Genomic DNA, 18,869 nt, shown 5'->3' with positions numbered 1-18,869 from the left:
CCCACAGTGATCGCATGCCTCTTCGGCGCACCCTCCCCCGCCGCCTAAGCTGGCCGGATCCCGGAGCTGGCAAAGGAGCCTGGCAGTGCCGTCCACCACGTTTCAGCACACCGAAGTCCTCCCGCTGGGCAAGGACACCACCACCGAATACCGGCTGGTCACCGACCAGGGCGTCGAAACCGTCGAAGCCGCCGGGCGGACCTTCCTGAAGATCGAGCCGGAAGCGCTCACCACCCTCGCGCGCACCGCCATCACCGACATCCAGCACCTGTTGCGCACGTCACACCTGAAGCAGCTGCGGGCCATCGTCGACGACCCCGAGGCCTCCGGGAACGACCGGTTCGTCGCCATGGACCTGCTGCGCAACGCCGCCATCTCGGCCGGCGGCGTGCTGCCCATGTGCCAGGACACCGGGACCGCCATCGTCGTCGGCAAGCGCGGCGAGGGCGTGCTGACCGGCGGGGACGACGAGCGCGCGCTCTCGCAGGGCATCTTCGACGCCTACCAGCAGCTCAACCTGCGCTACTCGCAGATGGCGCCGGTGAACTTCTGGGACGAGCGCAACACGGGCACCAACCTCCCCGCCCAGATCGAGCTGTACCACAAGGAGGGGGACCCGACCTACGAGTTCCTCTTCATGGCCAAGGGCGGCGGCAGCGCCAACAAGACGTTCCTGTACCAGGAAACCAAGGCCGTCCTGAACCCGAAGCGGCTCGCCCGGTTCCTCGACGAGAAGCTGCGCAGCCTCGGCACCGCGGCCTGCCCGCCGTACCACCTGGCGATCGTCGTCGGCGGGATGTCGGCCGAGTTCAACCTCAAGGTCGCGAAGCTCGCCTCCGCGCGTTACCTCGACAACCTGCCGACCGAAGGGTCCGAGCTGGGGCACGCCTTCCGCGACCCCAGCCTGGAACAGCAGGTCCTGGAGATGACCCGGCAGTTCGGCATCGGCGCGCAGTTCGGCGGCAAGTACTTCTGCCACGACGTCCGCGTGATCCGGCTCCCCCGCCACGGCGCCAGCTGCCCCGTCGGCATCGCCGTGAGCTGTTCCGCCGACCGGCAGGCCAAGGCCAAGATCACCGCCGACGGCGTGTTCATCGAGCAGCTCGAGCGCGACCCGGCGCAGTTCCTCCCGGAGATCACCGAAGAGGACCTCTCCGACGACGTCGTGAGCGTCGACCTCAACCGGCCGATGGCCGAGATCCGCGCGCAGCTCTCGCAGCTGCCGGTCAAGACGCGGCTGTCGCTCACCGGGCCGCTGGTCGTCGCGCGCGACATCGCGCACGCGAAGATCGCCGAACGGCTCGACGCCGGTGAGGGGATGCCGGACTACCTGAAGAACCACCCGGTCTACTACGCCGGCCCGGCGAAGACGCCCGAGGGCTACGCGTCCGGCTCGTTCGGTCCCACGACGGCCGGGCGGATGGACTCCTACGTCGAGCAGTTCCAGGCGGCCGGCGGCTCGCTCGTCATGCTGGCCAAGGGAAACCGGTCAAAGCAGGTGACGGCCGCGTGCCAGGCGCACGGCGGGTTCTACCTCGGCTCGATCGGCGGCCCGGCCGCGCGGCTCGCGCAGGACTGCATCAAGAAGGTCGACGTCCTGGAGTACGCCGAGCTCGGCATGGAAGCCGTGTGGAAGATCGAGGTCGAGGACTTCCCGGCGTTCATCGTCATCGACGACAAGGGCAACGACTTCTTCGCCAGCACCGGCGACCCGGTGCTGCAGATCAGCTTCCGTTAGGACGCAAGGGAAGGGGACACCGGCCCGCCGCCGGTGCCCCCTTCCTTCCCTGCTCCCTCAGCCGACGCGCTCGATCCGCGCGCGCCGGATGAGGAACTTGCCGGGCTCCCGAACCTGTTCGAAAGCCGCGTTGTTGAGCAGCGTGCAGCTACCCGAGACCGACGTGACCTCGACCGTCGTGGACTTCGAGTTGTCCAGGTTCGTCACCTTCAGCTTCGTCCCCGCCGGGAACTGGTTGCTCGACGCGGCCGGTGCGCCGCCTTCGCCGGAGAGGGTCACGGTCGACCCCGGGCAGACGACCTCGCCGACGGCGCCGGTGTCCACACCGGACTGGTTCTGCTGCTGGTTCTGTTGCTGCGCCGGAGCTTGCTGCGCCGGCGCCTGGGCCGCCGGGGCCTGTCCGTTGTTCGCCACGACGTTCGCGGCGCACCCCGCGACCTGACGCCGCTGCTGGATCAGGTCCACCACCGCCTGCCGGTTGGCGATCCGCGCGGCCGACTGCGCGTCCGGGTTCGCCTGCTGGCCCGCGATGAAGTTCAGGTTGTTCTGCAGTGCGGTGTCGAGTCCGGCGCAGTTCTCCTTGGGAGCTTCGGCCGCGTTGCCCGCCGGGCTGCTCAGCGCGATCGCGGTCGCGGTGATGCCGGAGACACCCAGCAACGCGGCCAGCCCGATGGTCGCCTGCTTGCGGTGCCGACCACTACTCAACCGGGGCATGTGCCCCTCCTCTCTGATCACCACCTCACCCTGGGATACGGGCCGGTAACGCCTGCGGTTCACCGTTTCCGTGAAAATTTCGACAGCTTCGACAGCGGGCCTCAGGCGACCGGTACGCCGTGGTCCGAACCATTGACGCGCGCCGCCGTGGCCAGCGCCCAGCGCCCGGTGGTGAGCACGCCCAGCGCGAACACGAGAACTCCGCAGGCGGCGACGATTACCCACGCGACCCGGTCCGCCGCGGGCGAGGCCGCGGCGACGACCGCGCCGATCACCGCCACGCCCAGGGAAGCCCCGACCTGGCGGCTGGTGGACGCCACCGCCGCCGCGAGCCCCGCGCGTTCCCGCGGCATCCCGGACACCGCGGCGTTGGTGATCGGCGCGTTGAGCATGCCGAACCCGGCGCCGAAGCACACGTATCCCAGTACCAGCACCGGAATCGGCGTCGCGGGGCCGATCCCGGCGAGCACGGCGCCGGACAGGGCGATCCCCGCGCCGGCGACCAGCAGCGGCAGCCGCGGCCCGCGCGCGGCGACCACGCGGCCCGACAGCGGCGCGCACACCGCCGTCACCGCCGCCATCGGCAGCGTCAGCAATCCCGCGTGCAGCGCGGAAAACCCGCGGGTGTCCTGCAGGTACAGCGTGTTGAGGAAGAGGAACCCGGACAGCGCCGCGAAGCCGGTGACCGCGGTGAGCGTCGCACCGGAAAACGGGACGCTGCGGAAGAACCTCAGTTCCAGCAATGGATCCACGCGCCGCCGTTCGTACGGCAGCAGGACGGCGAGCGCGACCGCGGCCACGGCGAAGCAGCCGATGATCTCCGGCGACGTCCAGCCCGCGCCGCGGCCTTCGATGATCGCGTAGGTGAGCGAGGCCAGCAGGAGGATCACCAGCAGCTGCCCGACCGGGTCGAGCCGGCGCGGGTGCGGCGACCGGGACTCGGGCACGAACACCGCCGTCAGGACGATCGCGGCGACGCCGACCGGGACGTTGATCCAGAAGATCGAGCGCCAGCCGGCCCAGCCGACGAGCGCGCCGCCGACCACCGGCCCGACCGCCATGCTCAGCCCGACCACACCGGCCCACACGCCGATCGCGCGGGCGCGCTCGCGCGGTTCGGTGAAGACGTTGGTGACGATGGACAGCGCGACCGGGTTGAGCATCGACCCGCCGACGGCCTGCAGCGCACGGAAGGCGATCAGCGTCCCGGCGTTGGGCGCGACGCCGCACAGCAACGAGCCGAGGCTGAACAGCGCGAGCCCGGTCTGGAACGTCCGGCGCCGCCCGATCCGGTCGGCGGTCGAGCCGGACAGCATGAGCAGGCTCGCCAGGACGAGCGTGTACGCGTCGATCGTCCACTGCAGACTCGCGACGGACGCGCCCAGTTCGTGCCGGATCGACGGCAGCGCGAGGTTCACGATCGTGTTGTCGAGCCCGACGATGAACAGGCTCAGGCAGCAGACGGCCAGGACGACCCGGGGCCGGACGGGCTGGGGCACCGCACCCCCGCAAGTAGTTGCACGGACAATATTAAGCATTGTACAACTAATTGGGCGCGGCCTCCGTCAGGCCGGGAACAGCTCCGCGAGCCGGGCGAGGGTCTTCTCGATGCCCTGGGCGTTCTTGCGCGGGAACGGGCTGAGCGTGATGGCCAGCGGGAACTTCGCCGTCGACCAGTCGAACGTCTCGGTGACCTCGGTGCGGCCGCCGTCGAGCGGTTCGAGGCGCCAGCGCCAGCGGTGGCCGTTGAAATGGCGCCAGGCGATCAGGCGGTCCTCTTCGAACTCCACCACGGTGTTGAGGATCTTGTAGGACGGGCCCAGCTTCATGTCCATGCCGAACGTGGCGCCGAGCGAAAGCCGGTCCGGGCCGCCCGGCTGGGCGGCCCGGACCGTGCCGGATCCGTCGATGAGCGGGTGCTGGGCCGGATCGGCCAGGAGCCCGAAGATCTTCTCCGGGGTCGTGGCGACGATCGCGGTGCGTGAGACCTGGCGGCTGCCCATCACCCGAGCCTAGGCCAGGGTGATCACTTCGGCGGCGTGGTCTTCAGCACCACCGTGCGCTGGTCCAGCGGCGCGGCCAGCGCGACCGAGATCACCGGGTAGCGGATGTCCATCGTGCACATCTGGCCGGTCTGCGCCTTGGTTTCGCTCAGGTTCACGACGACGTGGTCGCCGGCCTGCTCGGTCGCCTCGCCGAGGGCGTGGCCGCAGCCACCCTCCTGGGCGCGGATGTTGAGGATGGTGCCGCCGTTGGCGGTCCACACCTCGTGCGGGTAGCCGCTGGGCAGCGCGCTGGCGTCGATCTTGGCGGGCGGCACCGGCGTACTGCCTTCGGGCACGGTGAGCCGCGGCTTCCCGGGCGGGTTCGCCGTCGGCGACCCCGGCAGCACCGACTCGCTCGGCGACGTCGAAACGCTGCCGGTCGGCGCCGCGGAGTCACCCCCGGCAGCGGGCTGGCTGGTGGGCATGTCCTGGCCGGCGCAGGCCGTCGCCATCAGCAGGAACGCGCCTGTCCCGACCACCTTCGCTAAGTACCTCATGTCCCGAAGACGGAACGGCCCCCACAGGGGGTTGCACGAAAGATCGACTCAAACGCCACTTTCCCCACGAAAGCTCCGCTCGAGACGGAGCTTTCGCAGGGAAAGTGGCGGGGTGGTCTGGGAGGGCGGGGCCGGGCTGCCCGGGGCCGCCCTCCCAGCGTCCGGGGCGGGGTCAGCCCTGGCGGAGTACCACCGTGCGGGTGCCGAGCGGCTCGGTCAGCGGCAGCGGGACCGTGATCTCGCGGAGGTAGTCCGGGCACATCTGGCCCTTCTTCCCCGCGCTGACCGCGATCAGCACCACCACCTGCTGCGGCGTCTGGTCACCGACGCGGGCCGAGACGCGGCGGCAGCCGCCCTCCTCGGCCCGGAGGATGATCGTCTTGCCGTCGAGGCTGCGGGTGAGGCTGCGCGGGTAGCCCTCGGGCAGGGAACGCGCGTCGACCTGGGACTCCGCGATCACGTCGTCGCCCGGGGCGATGCCCTGCGTGGGGCGGCCGACCGTCTGGGACGGCGGCGGGGCGACCGGCGGCGAACCCGGCAGCGAGGACGAAGACGACGTCGCGGGCGTCTCCGGCGCCGGCGCCGCCCCGGAGCCCGAACCGGCCGCGCAGGCGGTCAGCGTCAGGAGCAGCAGGACCGTACCCAGCAGTGTGCGCATACCTGCCAGACGGACCGGACGCCGGATCGGTTGCACCTACCGGTGCGCCGCCCGGCCGCGGACCAGGCCCAGCAGCACCACCCCGGCGAGGGTGACGCCGAGCAGCAGGACCGTCGCCGCGGAGGCGAGGAACACCTGGCCGCGGTCGGTCAGCGCGAAGACGCTCGCCGGGAGCGTGCGCCAGTCCGGCGGGTACAGCATCATCGTCGCACCCAGCTCGCCCATCGACATCGCCAGCGCGAGGCTCGCCGACGCCGTCATCGCCGGGAGCAGCACCGGGACGCGCACCCGCAGCATCACCCGGACGGGGGAGGCGCCGAGCGACGCCGCGGCCTGCGCGAGCTGCGGGTCGACGCGGGTGAGCGCAGCCGACACCGTGCTGAAGGCGAACGGCAGCAGGATCAGCAGGTGCCCGAGCAGCACGATCCAGCGGGTGCCGTTGAACGCCAGCGGCGGCCGGCTGAACGCGACCAGCAGCGCCAGCCCCAGCACCACCGACGGCACCGCGATCGGCAGGTGGAACAGCGTTCCGGCGAGCCGCCGCAGCCGCGGCGGCGCGGTCTCCGCGGCCAGCGCCGCCCACGTGCCGAGCAGCACCGCCGCCGCGCCCGCGACGACCCCGGTCTGGATGCTCACCGCCAGGCTCGCGAACGTCTCCCCCGCCAGCGCGTCCGCGTAGTGGCCGAGGGTGAGGCCGCCCGGCAGCACGCCCGTCCAGTGCCCGGCGAACGACGCGAGCACGATCATCACCAGCGGGGCCGCGACGACGACCGCGAACACCACGCCGAACAGCACCCACAGCAGCACCTTGCTACGCCGCGTCCACAGCAGCACCGCGCCCCCTTCCCGCCAGCACCCGGTAACACCCGTACAACAGCAGCGAAAGCGCGACGTCGACCAGCGCGACGACGCTCGCCGCCGGGAAGTCGAACGTGACGATCCCCTTGCCGTACACCAGCATCGGCAGCGTCGTGACGCCCTTCGCGCCGAGGAACAGCACGATGCCGAACTCGTTGAGCGCGAGCAGCAGCGTCAGGCAGGCGCCCGACGCCAGCGACGGCAGCGCCGCGGGCAGCACCACCCGCCCCAGCACCCGGCCCGGCCGCGCGCCCAGCGACGCCGCGACGTCGAGGTGCACGCCGGGGATCTGCCCGAACGCCGCCAGCGCCGGCCGCAGCACGAACGGCGTGTAGAACGTGACCTCGGCCAGCAGCACGCCCCACGGCGAGTACAGGAACCCGCCCGCGCCGAACACGCCCGCGCTGCCGTAGAGGAACGTGAACGCCAGCGCGATGAGGAACGACGGGAACGCGAGCACCGTGTCGACCAGCCGCGACAGGGTCCGCGCGCCGGGGAACGGGACGAACGCGATGACCAGGGCGAGGAACGTGCCGAGCACGACGCAGCCGGCGGTGGCGCCCAGCGCGAGCAGCATCGTCTGCAGCGCCGCGTCGCGGAACTCCGCCGAGCCGAGCACCTCGGCCCAGACCGCGAACCCGAGCCCGCGGTCCGTGGTCAGCGACTGCCCGGCCACCAGGACCAGCGGATACCCGAAGAACACCGCGACGACCACCAGCGGCGGCAGCACCCACAGCGAGCCCCGCCGGACACTCACGAGCCGGCTCCGACCAGCGGGCATCCGTCCGGGATGGATACCCCGACCGCCGTGCCGACGGCGAACGCCTCGGGGACCTCGGCCCGGATCGTCGTGCCGGTCGCCAGCACCAGGTCCAGCCGGTAGCCGGTGCCGCGCCACTGCACGGCCTTGACCAGCGCCGGGAGCGTGCCCGCGGCCGGTTCGCCGACGCCGACGCGGTGCGGGCGCACGCCGAGCGCGACCGGGCCGGAGCCGAGCGCGGCGGTCGGCTCGGCGGTCAGCTCGCGCTCGCCGAGCCGGACGGTCGCCGGGGACCCGGCGCGGACCAGGTCGACCGGGATGAGGTTGGCCGCGCCGAGGAAGCTCGCGGTGAACTCCGAGCCGGGCCGCCGGTAAAGCTGTTCGCAGGGCCCGGTTTCGACCAGCCGCGAGTCGCGCATGACGGCGATCCGGTCGGCCAGCGCGAGCGCTTCGCCCTGGTCGTGGGTGACGTAGACGAGCGTGGTGTCCGGCAGTTCGGCGCGCAGCCGCAGCAGTTCCGCGATCATGTCCTCGCGCAGCGCGGCGTCCAAAGCGGACAGCGGCTCGTCGAGCAGCAGGACGTCGGGCCGGATGGCCAGTGCCCTCGCCAGCGCGACCCGCTGCTGCTGCCCGCCGGACAGCTCGCGCGGGAACCGGCGGGCGTAGCCGCCCATCCCGACCAGGTCGAGGACTTCGGCGACCCGCGCGGCGACATCGGCCCGCGGCCACCGCCGCGCCTTGAGTCCGAAAGCGACGTTGTCGGCGACGCGCATGTGCGGGAACAGCGCGTAACTCTGGACGACGACGCCGAGACCGCGCCGGTGCGGCGGCAGGTCCGTGACGTCCTCGCCGTTCAGGAACACCCGGCCCGCGCTGGGCCGGACGAACCCGGCGAGCGCCTTGAGCGCCGTGGACTTGCCGGAGCCGGACGGCCCGAGCAGGGCGAGGGTTTCGCCGCGGCCGACCGCGAGGTCGAGGGAGTCCAGCGCGGTGGTCCGTCCGAAGTGGACGGACACCCCGCGGAACTCGACGGACGGCGTCACCGGCCGACGGCCTTCTTGTAGGCGGCCAGGTCGGCGTCGAGCTTGCCGAGTACGGCGGTCCAGTCCGGCTGCCAGATCTCGACGCCGTCGAGCGCGGCCTTGATCTTCGCCGCGTTCGCGCCGGTCGCGGTGACGTCGGCGCGTGCCGGGATGCCGTAGGCGTCGGCGGCCTTGGCCTGGACCTCCGGCGAGAACAGGAAATCGAGGAGCTTCTTCGCTTCGTCGGCGTGCGGCGCGTTCGTGACGAGCCCGGCGTAGTACGGCAGCGCGAACGTCGAGCGCTTGCCCTGGGCGTCGGCGGGGAAGAACACCTCGAAGCCACCGCTCTTGGCGATCTCGGCGAGGTTCATCTGGACGTCGCCGTTGGCCACCAGCAGCTCGCCCTTGGCCACCTTCGGCTGCAGCTTGCCGGTCGAGGACGACGGCCCGGCGTTGTTCGCTTCGAGCTTGCCGAGGTAGTCGAGCGCGCCCTGCTCGCCGAGGACGTGCTGCAGCTGCAGGAGCACGGCGGTGCCGTCGCCCGCCTCGCCGGGCGTCGAGTACTGGACCTTGCCCTTGAGCTTCGGGTCGAGGAGGTCGTCCCACGTCTTCGGCGTGGCCGCCGGGTTGCGGATGAAGCTGAGGTAGTTGTTCATCATCGCGGCGAAGCGGCCCTGCGGGTCCTTGTCCGACACCTGGTCCGCGCCCCGCGGGGTGTAGGGCTGCAGCAGGCCGGCGACGCGCTGGATGAACGGCGGCAGCGTGACGAGGACGTCCGCCTGGGTGTTCGCCTTTTCCTTCTCCACGCGCGAAGCGACCTCACCGGAGCCGGCGGTGACGGCCTGGACCGTGACGCCGGTCTGCTGCTTGAACTCGGCGAACCGGGCGGTGTACCAGTCTTCCAGTCCGTCCACTGTGTACACGGTGACGGTCTTGCCGCCGGCGGACGCGGCGCCGGTGCCCCCGCACGCGGCGAGCAGGGCGGTCAGCGCCACCGCGAGGACGGTGGCCAGGGTCTTCTTCATCGGGGTTCTCCTTCGAGCACGGCGGGGAGGTCGGAGACGGAGTCGAGGACGTGGGTGGCTTCGGCGAGGTCTTCGCGGCGGCCGGCGCCGGTCAGCACGCCCGCGACGACGGACGCGCCCGAGCGCAGGCCGCACAGGACGTCCGAAGCGGTGTCGCCGACGACGGCGATCCGCCGCACGTCGGTGACTTCGAGCCGCAGCGCCGCGGCGAGGACGAGGTCGGGGAACGGGCGGCCGCGGACGCCGTCGCCGGGCGCGAGCGCGAGGTCGGCGAGGTCGCGCCAGCCGAGGGCGTCGAGGATGGCCTGCTGGGTCGCGGGCGCGAAACCGGTGGTGAAGGCGACCTTCACGCCGTTCTCGCGCAGGCCGCGGATGACGGCTTCGGCGCCGGGGATCGGCTTGCTCTCCCCCACCAGCTTCCCGTAGGCGGCCTCGAAGGCCGCGTTCGCTTGCCGCGCTGGGCTTTCGTCGCCGAGGAGGGCGCGGAAGACGGCGATCTTCGACTGGCCCATGGTGTCGAGGACGTACTGCAGCATCTCGGGGTAGCGCTCGGCGGGCACGCCGGCGGCGCGGATGGCTTCGGTGAAGGCCCGCACGACGAGGCCGTCGTCGGCGACGGTCGTGCCCGCCATGTCGAGCACGACGAGTTCGGGGGTCACAGGTCCAGCTCCTCGGCGGTGTCTTCGGCGATGGCGGGCGAGCAGGTCATGCCGCGCCCGCCCGGCCCGGTGACCAGGAAGGCGTTGTCCGCGACGCGCGCGCGGTGCACGATCCGGCCGGGATCGGCTGTCTGCGCGTACACCCCCGCCCAACGGCGGCGGATCGGTGGCAGGGGGCGCCCGAGCAGGGCCCCGGCGACGTCGGCGAGGTGCGCGTAGGGGTCTTCGGTGACGTCGAAGGCGAACGGCTCGTCGTACTCGTGGGTGTCACCGACGGTGAGCGAGCCGTCGAGCCGCTGGACGAGCAGCAGCTGCATGCGGTGGGCGGCGGCGACGTCGCCCTGGGGCTGGGTTCCGGCCAGCGCGTCGAGCGCGGCGCCGCGGTAGGCCGGGTAGTAGCGGAAGCTGTCGCCGTCGGCGACGCTGGTGGTGAGCTGTTCGCCGAGCGGTTCGGTCTGGGCCATCTGCAGCCGCACGCGCCGCACCGGCGGGTCGCCGGCCAGCTCGCGCACCAAGCCGCCGGTCCGGGCGCCGGTGCAGAACAGGACGACGTCACCGTCGTGCCGCTCCCCGTGGTCGTCGACGACGCCGGTGGCGCTCAGGTGCCGGACCTCGCGCCCGGGCCGCCAGGTGTAGCGGCCGGTCTTCGCGAGTTCGGCCCGCAGCGCGGGCTGCGCGGTCCGCGGCTCGACGGCGGCGTCGCGCTCGCACCACAGCGCGCCCCGGAAGTCCCCGCGCAGCGCGGGGTTCAGCGCGCGAACCTCGGTGGCGTCAAGGAGCTTGTACCCGCGTTCGGCGGCTTCGGGCCCTTCGGCGGCTTCGCGGGCGACGGCGAGTTCGGCGTCGGTCCGGACGACGGTCAGCGAGCCGTTGGCGCGGAAGCCGAGCGCCGGGACGCGCTCACCGATCCGCTCCCACAGCAGCCGCGCCCGCCGCGCGGTCTCCAGTTCGGCACCGGACGCCCGGCCGCCGACCCAGACCAGGCCGAAGTTGCGCACGGACGCGCCCCGGGCCTCGGGTTCGCGTTCGAGCTGGACGACGTCGTGGCCGCGCTCGACGGCCTGCCAGGCGTGCAGCGTGCCGAGCACGCCACCACCCACGATGAGGATTCGCACGCCGCACACGCTGTCGGCCGCGCGCCAACGACGGCTGACCCGACGGCTAACGGAGCGTGAAGTGGCTCCGAATATTGGACCGGATGAGTTATCTCATCGTTACCTACAGCCGTCCGGCGGCGACGAACACGGCGATCGCGAGCAGCGCGACGTTGATCCCGACGTTCCGCCACTCGGCCGCCTTGTGCTGCACGATCGCCAGCCTGCCGTGCATCGCCATCGCCCCGACCATGACCACGGCCAGCCCGGCCGCGGCCCAGCCGGTCAAGGACGGCGCGACGCCGAGCAGCACCGGCAGGATCAGCCCGACCGCCGCGAACAGCTCGCAGATCGCGCGCCCCGGCAAGCACCCCAATGTGGCGTTGGTTGCATCCAGCGCACCCAATGTGGCGTTCGGTGCGTCTGACGCACCGAACGCCACATTGGGGCGCTTGGGCCGGTCAGTCCGTGCGGCCCAGCCGGGTCGTGAAGCTCAGCCGGTCACCCCGGTACAGCGACCGAACCCGCTCGAACGGCACGCCGTCCGGGCCCCACGAAACCCGGTGCATGAGCAGCATCGGCAGGGCCGGGTTGGTGCCGATCAGCAGGGCCTCCCGCGGCGTCGCCAGCACCGTCTCGACCCGCTCCTCGGCCCCGTCGAACACGACCCCGAGCCGTTCGCTCAGGCACGCGTACAGCGACTGCTCCGGGTCGAACACGTCCAGCAGGTCCGGGAAACGCTCGACGAGCAGATATGTCGACTCCAGCCCGACGCGTTCCTCGTCGGCCAGCAGCACGCGCTCGAGGTGGAAGACTTCGGCGTCCGCCGTGACCTGGAGGTCGGCGGCCAGCGCGCTGCCCGCGAGGCGCCGTTCGAGCGTGATCACGTTGCGGCCCGGGCGGATGCCCTGGCGGCGCAACCCCTCCGTGTAGCTGACCAGGGCCAGCGGCTGGACGAGCTTCGGGCCGGCGACGTAGGTGCCGCTCCCCTGGCGGCGGCTGAGCTTGCCCTCCAGCACCAGTTCGCTCACCGCCTGCCGTACCGTCGCCCTCGACACTTCGAACCGTTCGCACAATTCCCGTTCCGTGGGCAGCACCGCGCCTTCGCCGAGTTCCGCGATCACCGCCAGCAGTTCGACCTTCACCGCGTAGTAACGCGGGACGCGGCCGTGCTCGGGAATCCCGTCGAGGACGGGGCCGTCGGCGGACAGGCGGGAATGGCGTGAAGGGGCGGGCACGGAATCGACCCTATTCGGTTCCCTGTGCACCGTGGTTCGCTGTGGCGCGCAACACGTGCGAAACAAGGAGGATCACCCGGATGCGCCCGACCCCGCTCGCCCGCCGGCTCGGCCTGGCCGACGCCGTTTTCCTGGGCCTCGGCTCGATGATCGGGGCCGGCGTGTTCGCCGCGTTCGCGCCGGCCGCGCGGGCCGCGGGGAGCGGGCTGCTGCTCGCGCTCGTCGTCGCGGCCGTCGTCGCTTACTGCAATGCGACGTCTTCGGCGCGGCTCGCCGCGATTCACCCCGAATCCGGCGGGACCTACGTTTACGGCCGGGAAAGGCTCGGTGAATTCTGGGGATACCTCGCCGGGTGGGGATTCGTCACCGGGAAGACGGCCAGCTGCGCCGCGATGACGCTGACCGTCGTCGCCTACGCCGCGCCGGGGCTCGGGCAGCCGTGGCGGAGCCTGCTCGCCGTCGCGGTGGTCGCCGCGCTCACGACCGTCAACTACTTCGGCGTGCACCGGTCCGCGCTGGCGACCCGGGTGATCGTGTCGTGCACCCTGCTCGTGCTCACCGCCGCGGGCGTGGCGATGGCCACCGGCCCGTCCGCGGGCGGGCCGCTCTTCGCCTGGCCCGGGGGCGGCGGCGTGCTCGAAGCGGCCGGCCTGCTCTTCTTCGCCTTCGCCGGGTACGCGCGGCTGGCGACGCTCGGCGAGGAGGTCCGCGACCCGGCCCGGACCATCCCCCGTGCCATCCCTCTGGCGCTGGGCATCACCCTCGTCGTCTACGCGGCGCTGGCGGTGCTGCTGCTCGTGCGGCTCGGCCCGAGCGCGCTCGCCGCGAGCCCGGACCCGATCGCCGCGGCCGTCCCCGGGTGGCTCGCCCCGGTGGTCCGGGCCGGCGCCGCCATCGCGGCGCTCGGCTCGCTGCTCGCGCTCATCCTCGGCGTTTCGCGCACGACGCTGGCGATGAGCCGCGACGGCCACCTCCCCCGGTTCCTCGCCGCCGTGCACCCCCGCTACCAGGTGCCGCACCGGGCCGAGCTCACCGTCGGGCTGGTCGTGGCCGTGCTCGCCGCGTCGATCGACCTGCGCGCGGCGATCGGCTTCTCGTCCTTCGCGGTCCTGACGTACTACGCGATCGCCAACGCGGCCGCGTTCACGCTCCGGGGGACAGCCCGGATCGCCGCCGTGCCGGGCCTGGCCGGGTGCGTGGTGCTGGCGTTCAGCCTGCCACTGCCGTCCGTGCTGGCCGGCTGCGCCGCGTTGTTGCTCGGCGCATCGGCCTACGGCGTTCGCCGGATCAGGCGGTGAGAAATCACCCAACCGCCCGAAAGATCCGAAGAAAGTTGGTTGTCCCGGTCTGCGACCACCTGGTGTAGTCATGGAGCCGCTCACGGCGACGGCTTCCACAGTGGACACTGGAAGGACTGATCCCCCTTGGCTACCAAGCGCTGGTTCACCCTGCTCAGAAACGTCACCACCGCGGTGGCCGCGGTCGCCGTGGCCGCGTCGTTCGCCACGCCGGCGATCGCCGCGCAGCCGCCGTCCACCGACGTCGTCGGCGGGACCCGGGCCGCCCAGGGCGAGTTCCCGTTCATGGTCCGGCTTTCCATGGGCTGCGGCGGGGCGCTCTACACCAAGCAGATCGTGCTGACCGCCGCGCACTGCGTCAGCCGGACCGGGGCCAACACCTCGATCACGGCGACCGTCGGCGTCGTCGACCTGCAGAGCTCGAGCGCGCAGAAGATCCGCTCGACCTACGTCTACCAGTCCCCCACCTACGGCACCTCGACCGGCGGCGACTGGGCGCTGATCAAGCTCGCGAGCCCCGTCAGCGGCCTCTCGACGCTGCCGATCGCGACGACGACGGCGTACAACAGCGGCACGTTCACCGTGGCCGGCTGGGGTGCGGCCACCGAGGGCGGCGCGCAGCAGCGGTACCTGCTCAAGGCGACCGTCCCGTTCGTTTCGGACGCCACCTGCCAGGCCCAGGGCGGCAGCTACCCCGACCTGATCCCGAGCGCGGAGATCTGCGCCGGCAACCTGACCGCCGGCGGCGTCGACACCTGCCAGGGCGACTCGGGCGGCCCGATGTTCCGCCGCGACGCGAACAACGCGTGGATCCAGGTCGGCATCGTCAGCTGGGGTGACGGCTGCGCCCGGCCGCACGCCCCCGGCGTCTACACCGAGGTGAGCACGTTCGCGTCGAAGATCGCCGCGGCCGCCGCCACCCTGTAACCCGCAAGTCCGTGAAGGCCTCCTTACCGGTCATAAACGCCGGTAAGGAGGCCTTCACGGCTTTTCAGCGGGTCTTGTCCAAACGGGACAGTGCTTCTTCGTAGCCGGAGACCAGGTCCGCGACGACGTCGGCGACCGGGCGGACGGAGTTCATCCGGCCGACGATCTGCCCGACCGGCATCGACACGACGGTCGGGTCGTTCGCCGCGTGGATCCGGTTGTGCGCGTGGGAAACCAGCAGGTTCTGCAGCGGCATCGGCAACGGCTCGGGCGCGTCCGGCGCGGCCCACGCCTCGGTCCAGCGGGTCTTGAGCAGCCGCGCGGGCTTGCCGGTGTAGATCCGCGTCCGCACGGTGTCCGCCGAGGTCGCCGCGACGAGCGCCTGCTGCATGGCCACCGACTCGCCCATCGTCTGCAGGTACTCCTGCGTGGCCAGCCACATCGAGCCCATCCAGACGCCGGACGCGCCGAGCGCGAGCGCCGCGGCCATCTGCCGCCCGGACCCGATCCCGCCGGCCGCGAGCACCGGCACGTCGACGGCGTCGACGATTTCCGGCACCAGCACCATCGACGCGATTTCGCCGGTGTGCCCACCGGCCTCGTAGCCTTGCGCGACAACGAAGTCGACGCCGTTTTCGACGTGCCGGACCGCGTGCTCGGCCTTGCCGGCCAGCGCCGCCACCGGCACCCCGCGGTCGTGGCACTGGCCGATGATGTCGGCAGGCGGCGAGCCGAGCGCGTTGGCGATCAGCTTGATCGGGTGGTTCAGCGCGACCTCGACGTGCGACCGCGCGACCGAGTGCAGCCAGCCGAGCACGCCCGCGCGCTCGTCGGTGTCGTCCGGCAGCGGCGGCACCGACAACTCGCGAAGCACGCGGTCGACGAACGCGCGGTGGCCGTCCGGGATGTGCTTCGCCAGGTCGACCTGCGTGCCTTCGGCCGGGATCTTCGCCGGCATCACGATGTCGACGCCGTAGGGCTTCCCGCCGGTGTTCTCGTCCATCCAGGTCAGCACCCGGTCGAGCTCGGCGGCGTCGTTGAACCGGACGCAGCCGAGCACGCCGAGCCCGCCGGCGCGGCTGAGCGCCGCGGCGACGTGCTCCGAGGGCGTGAACCCGATGATCGGCAGGTCGATGCCGAGCCGGTCGCACAGGGGTGTCCGCACTTGCGATGTCCTCTCAGACGGGCTGGGCCGTGGCCGGTTCGTGCTCGGCCGCGTAGCGCTGGGCCCACGGGTAGTCCGGCTTGCCGCTGGGCGACCGGCCGATCTCGGCGGCCAGCCAGATCGTGCGCGGCACCTTGTACCCGGCGATCTCGCCCCGGACGTGCTCCTCGAGCGCGGCCAGGTCCGGCGCGGCGCCGTCCCGCAGCTGGACGACGGCGGCGACGCGCTGGCCGAGCCGCTCGTCCGGGACGCCGATGACCAGGGCGTCGAAGACGTCGGGGTGCGACTTGAGCGCCCCCTCGACCTCCTCCGGGTAAACCTTCTCGCCGCCGGTGTTGACGCACTGGGAGCCGCGGCCGAGCAGCGTGACCGTGCCGTCCTCCTCGTAGCGGGCGTAGTCGCCCGGGACGACGTACCGGGCGCCGCCGACCTCGACGAAGATCTTCTTGCTCTTCTCCGGATCGCCGTAGTAGCCGAGCGGGACGTGCCCGCGGCGGGCGATCAGCCCGACCGCGCCGGGCGCCGGCTCGACGAGGTTGCCGTCGTCGTCGACGAGGATCGCGTCCTTGCCGAAGCTGACCCGCGGGCCGGCGCTGTGGTCGGAGTCCTTGCCGACCATGCCGATCCCGGTGAAGCCGCTTTCCGACGAGCCGATCGCGTCGGTGATCACGGCGTTCGGCACCAGCTCGACGAACTCCTGCTTCACCGACTGCGAGAACAGCGCGGCGTGGCTGGAGACGGCGACGAGCGACGACGCGTCGTAATCGCCCTCGCGGAAGGCCTCGATCAGCGGCCGCGCCATCGCGTCGCCGACGATCGTGAGGACCTGGACCTTGTTGTCCTGCACGGCTTTCCAGATCTCGTGGGCGTCGAAACGCGGCACGAACACGACCGGGCTGCCGGTGAACAGCGCCCCGAACGCGGCCCACTGCGCGGCGCCGTGGATCAGCGGCGCGGCGGGCAGCCGGGTCAGGCTCCCGGCCTTGCCCTGCTCGGCGAGCGTCCACTCGTCGGGGATGTACTCGCCGGTGACGAAGTTGATCCCGCCGCCGAGCGCGCGCCAGACGTCTTCCTGGCGCCAGAGCACGCCCTTGGGGTAGCCCGTGGTGCCGCCGGTGTAGAGGATGTAGCGGTCGTCGCCCGACCGCTCCTCGAAGTCGCGCTCCGGGCTTTCCGCCTCGAGCGCGGCCTCGTAGTCGACTCCGCCGTAGCTCCCGTAGTCGCCGTCCGTGCCGTCGTCGATCACGACAACGTGTTTCAGTTTGGGCGTCTCGGGCAGGACGGCGGCGACCTTGTCGGCGTAGCTTCTCTCGTGCACGAGCGCGACGATCTCGGCGTCGTTGAAGAGGTAGACCAGCTCGCCGTGGACGTAGCGGTAGTTGACGTTGACGGCGATCGCGCGCAGCTTGTACGCCGCGATCATCGCCTCCAGGGCCTCGATCGAGTTGCGGGAATAGACCCCGATGTGGGACCCGCGTCCCACGCCGTGCGCGGCGAGGTGGTGGGCGAGCCGGTTGGCCCGCGCCTCCAGTTCGGCGAAGGTGACCCGCCGGTCGCCGCACACGACCGCGACGCGCTCCGGCACGGCGTCGACGGCGTGCTCCAGAAGATCCGCGATGTTGAGTGCCACGCCCCCAAAGTAGAACATGTTATCGTTCTGGGCAATGGCACTGCTCCTTCAGGAGGTCTTCCGTGGGTGAACCGCACGCGCTGGTTTCGCAAGAGGGGCAGACCCTGATCGTCACGATGAACCGGCCCGAGGCGCGCAACGCGATCACCGGCGAGATGATGTCGATCATGGTCGAGGCCTGGGACCGCGTCGATTCGGACGACTCGATCCGCAGCTGCGTCCTGACCGGCGCGGGCGGCGCGTTCTGCGCGGGCGCGGACCTGAAGTCGATGTCGCGGAACTCGCCGTCGGAGTCGTTCGCGTCGGGCAAGTTCGACCCGTCGAGCATCCCGGGCCTGCTGAAGGGCCGCCGGTTGACGAAGCCGCTGATCGCGGCGGTCGAGGGCCCGGCGATCGCGGGCGGCACGGAGATCCTCCAGGGGACCGACATCCGGGTGGCCGGCGAGTCGGCCCGGTTCGGGGTGTCGGAGGCGCGATGGGGGCTGTTCCCGATGGGTGGGTCGGCGGTGCGGCTGCCCCGGCAGATCCCGTACACGGTCGCGGCGGACATCCTGCTGACCGGCCGTCATCTGTCCGCTTCCGAAGCCTTGGCCATCGGCTTGATCGGCCACGTGGTGCCGGACGGTTCCGCGCTCACGAAGGCCCTGGAGCTGGCTTCGCTGGTCAACGCCAACGGGCCGCTCGCGGTGCGGGCGATCCTGCGGACGATCCGGGACACCGAGGGCCTGCACGAGGAGGAGGCCTTCAAGCTGGACTCGCAGTACGGGATCGAGGTGTTCGCGTCGGAGGACGCCAAGGAGGGGCCACGGGCGTTCAGCGAGAAGCGGAAGCCCGACTTCAACGGCCGCTGAGCGCGGAAAAGGCCGGGGCCCGCGAGCCCCGGCCTCCCCTCCCCCGCCTCAGCAGTTGTTCATGACGTACCAGACGGGTCCCCAGTCGCCGTAAGCGTCGTTGCTGGGCGCCGGGTCGGTCGTGAACACGTGGTAGTGCTTCTTGTTGAACATGCTCGACGTGAAGTGGTGCGACTGGTTGTTGATCCAGGAACCGCCGCTGTTCCAGCCGTCCGGGATCTCGTTGTACACACCGCAGTTCGACTTGGTCCACCGCTTGCCCGTGTACTTGGCCCCGGGGAACCCGCAGAAGTTGTAGTACGGGCAGGCGTCGGCGGCCGTCGTCACCGCGTTGCCGTCCAGGCCGTCGCCCAGCTCGTGGGCGTACTTCTCGCCCGGCAGCGGGTACAGCACCGTGGCGCCGTCCGCCGTGGTGATCTTGTTCGCCGCCACCTGGACCCCGCCGAGGGCGGCCAGGTCGCGGTCGACCTCGGCCTGCAGCTCGGCGCCCTGGGCGCGGGTCAGCCCGGCCGATTGTGCCTGCGCCGCGAAGTCCGGCCGGCCCGCCGCGCCCGCGCCGGTCACCCCCGTCACCAAGGCCACCAGCGCGACGCCGGCCACGACGCCGATCTTTCCTCGCATCGATCTCCCCTTCCGTACCAACGCTCGTTGCTTCGGACGGCGGAAATTCTCCGACCGGCCACCGGCGGA

At 71.8% G+C, this 18,869-nt stretch carries 20 protein-coding genes; 4 read left to right on the top strand and 16 right to left on the bottom strand.

Features of this window, described 5'->3' with window-relative positions:
• Positions 1-85: 85 nt before the first annotated feature.
• Positions 86-1,738: a fumarate hydratase gene (locus EIY87_RS42900; protein WP_125315737.1), complete on the top strand. Its 1,653-nt coding sequence runs from the start codon at positions 86-88 to the stop codon at positions 1,736-1,738.
• Positions 1,739-1,795: 57 nt separating this feature from the next.
• Here the strand turns inward: EIY87_RS42900 and EIY87_RS42895 are convergent, their stop codons facing one another.
• The 13 genes from EIY87_RS42895 to EIY87_RS42835 all read right to left on the bottom strand — a co-directional run bounded on the left by EIY87_RS42895 (position 1,796) and on the right by EIY87_RS42835 (position 12,308).
• A complete protein-coding gene (locus tag EIY87_RS42895; RefSeq protein ID WP_125315736.1) occupies positions 1,796-2,452 on the bottom strand; it encodes an RlpA-like double-psi beta-barrel domain-containing protein in 657 nt (218 codons plus the stop codon).
• Positions 2,453-2,553: 101 nt separating this feature from the next.
• Positions 2,554-3,951 (bottom strand): MFS transporter, encoded by a 1,398-nt coding sequence (locus EIY87_RS42890; RefSeq protein WP_225440395.1) that lies wholly within the window; start codon positions 3,949-3,951, stop codon positions 2,554-2,556.
• A 66-nt stretch (positions 3,952-4,017) separates the two neighbouring features.
• Complete coding sequence (locus tag EIY87_RS42885) at positions 4,018-4,455, bottom strand: SRPBCC family protein (protein ID WP_125315734.1); 438 nt, start codon at positions 4,453-4,455, stop codon at positions 4,018-4,020.
• A 23-nt stretch (positions 4,456-4,478) separates the two neighbouring features.
• The gene (locus EIY87_RS42880) at positions 4,479-4,976 is read right to left on the bottom strand and encodes a hypothetical protein (protein ID WP_125315915.1); all 498 of its coding nucleotides are present in this window, start codon (positions 4,974-4,976) and stop codon (positions 4,479-4,481) included.
• A 190-nt stretch (positions 4,977-5,166) separates the two neighbouring features.
• A complete protein-coding gene (locus EIY87_RS42875; RefSeq protein WP_125315733.1) occupies positions 5,167-5,652 on the bottom strand; it encodes a hypothetical protein in 486 nt (161 codons plus the stop codon).
• A 36-nt stretch (positions 5,653-5,688) separates the two neighbouring features.
• Positions 5,689-6,486 (bottom strand): ABC transporter permease, encoded by a 798-nt coding sequence (locus EIY87_RS42870; protein WP_125315732.1) that lies wholly within the window; start codon positions 6,484-6,486, stop codon positions 5,689-5,691.
• Positions 6,464-7,291: a 2-aminoethylphosphonate ABC transporter permease subunit gene (locus EIY87_RS42865; RefSeq protein WP_125315731.1), complete on the bottom strand. Its 828-nt coding sequence runs from the start codon at positions 7,289-7,291 to the stop codon at positions 6,464-6,466. Before EIY87_RS42865 ends, EIY87_RS42870 begins: the two co-directional genes overlap by 23 nt.
• Positions 7,264-8,313, bottom strand: coding sequence for an ABC transporter ATP-binding protein (locus tag EIY87_RS42860; RefSeq protein ID WP_125315730.1), 1,050 nt, complete (start codon positions 8,311-8,313; stop codon positions 7,264-7,266). Before EIY87_RS42860 ends, EIY87_RS42865 begins: the two co-directional genes overlap by 28 nt.
• A complete protein-coding gene (locus EIY87_RS42855) occupies positions 8,310-9,317 on the bottom strand; it encodes a 2-aminoethylphosphonate ABC transporter substrate-binding protein (RefSeq protein WP_125315729.1) in 1,008 nt (335 codons plus the stop codon). The genes EIY87_RS42860 and EIY87_RS42855 overlap by 4 nt, the downstream gene beginning before the upstream one ends.
• On the bottom strand, positions 9,314-9,976 hold the full coding sequence (locus tag EIY87_RS42850) for a phosphonatase-like hydrolase (protein ID WP_125315728.1): 663 nt from the start codon (positions 9,974-9,976) through the stop codon (positions 9,314-9,316). The genes EIY87_RS42855 and EIY87_RS42850 overlap by 4 nt, the downstream gene beginning before the upstream one ends.
• Positions 9,973-11,091, bottom strand: a complete 1,119-nt coding sequence (locus EIY87_RS42845) for a TIGR03364 family FAD-dependent oxidoreductase (protein ID WP_125315727.1) — start codon at positions 11,089-11,091, stop codon at positions 9,973-9,975. Before EIY87_RS42845 ends, EIY87_RS42850 begins: the two co-directional genes overlap by 4 nt.
• 103 nt (positions 11,092-11,194) lie before the next feature.
• Positions 11,195-11,437, bottom strand: coding sequence for a DoxX family protein (locus EIY87_RS42840; protein ID WP_263855662.1), 243 nt, complete (start codon positions 11,435-11,437; stop codon positions 11,195-11,197).
• Positions 11,438-11,531: 94 nt separating this feature from the next.
• Positions 11,532-12,308, bottom strand: coding sequence for a GntR family transcriptional regulator (locus EIY87_RS42835; protein WP_125315725.1), 777 nt, complete (start codon positions 12,306-12,308; stop codon positions 11,532-11,534).
• Between the two features lie 80 nt (positions 12,309-12,388).
• On the opposite strand from EIY87_RS42835, the gene EIY87_RS42830 reads away from it, so the two are divergent.
• Positions 12,389-13,606: an APC family permease gene (locus EIY87_RS42830; protein ID WP_191984477.1), complete on the top strand. Its 1,218-nt coding sequence runs from the start codon at positions 12,389-12,391 to the stop codon at positions 13,604-13,606.
• Between the two features lie 126 nt (positions 13,607-13,732).
• Entirely contained in the window at positions 13,733-14,533 is an 801-nt protein-coding gene (locus EIY87_RS42825) for a S1 family peptidase (protein ID WP_125315723.1), read from the top strand.
• Positions 14,534-14,597: 64 nt separating this feature from the next.
• Here the strand turns inward: EIY87_RS42825 and EIY87_RS42820 are convergent, their stop codons facing one another.
• A complete protein-coding gene (locus EIY87_RS42820) occupies positions 14,598-15,698 on the bottom strand; it encodes an NAD(P)H-dependent flavin oxidoreductase (protein WP_125315722.1) in 1,101 nt (366 codons plus the stop codon).
• Positions 15,699-15,711: 13 nt separating this feature from the next.
• Positions 15,712-17,328, bottom strand: a complete 1,617-nt coding sequence (locus EIY87_RS42815) for an acyl-CoA synthetase (protein WP_191984476.1) — start codon at positions 17,326-17,328, stop codon at positions 15,712-15,714.
• 62 nt (positions 17,329-17,390) lie between these two features.
• On the opposite strand from EIY87_RS42815, the gene EIY87_RS42810 reads away from it, so the two are divergent.
• Entirely contained in the window at positions 17,391-18,179 is a 789-nt protein-coding gene (locus EIY87_RS42810; RefSeq protein WP_125315720.1) for a crotonase/enoyl-CoA hydratase family protein, read from the top strand.
• A 48-nt stretch (positions 18,180-18,227) separates the two neighbouring features.
• On the opposite strand, the gene EIY87_RS42805 is transcribed toward EIY87_RS42810, so the two are convergent.
• Positions 18,228-18,800: an arginine repressor gene (locus EIY87_RS42805; protein ID WP_125315719.1), complete on the bottom strand. Its 573-nt coding sequence runs from the start codon at positions 18,798-18,800 to the stop codon at positions 18,228-18,230.
• Positions 18,801-18,869: the final 69 nt, after the last annotated feature.

It is taken from the genome of Amycolatopsis eburnea (assembly GCF_003937945.1).
GTDB lineage: Bacteria > Actinomycetota > Actinomycetes > Mycobacteriales > Pseudonocardiaceae > Amycolatopsis > Amycolatopsis eburnea.
The sequence above is the reverse complement of the archived record's forward strand: the minus strand, read 5'-3'. Positions and strand labels throughout refer to the sequence as shown.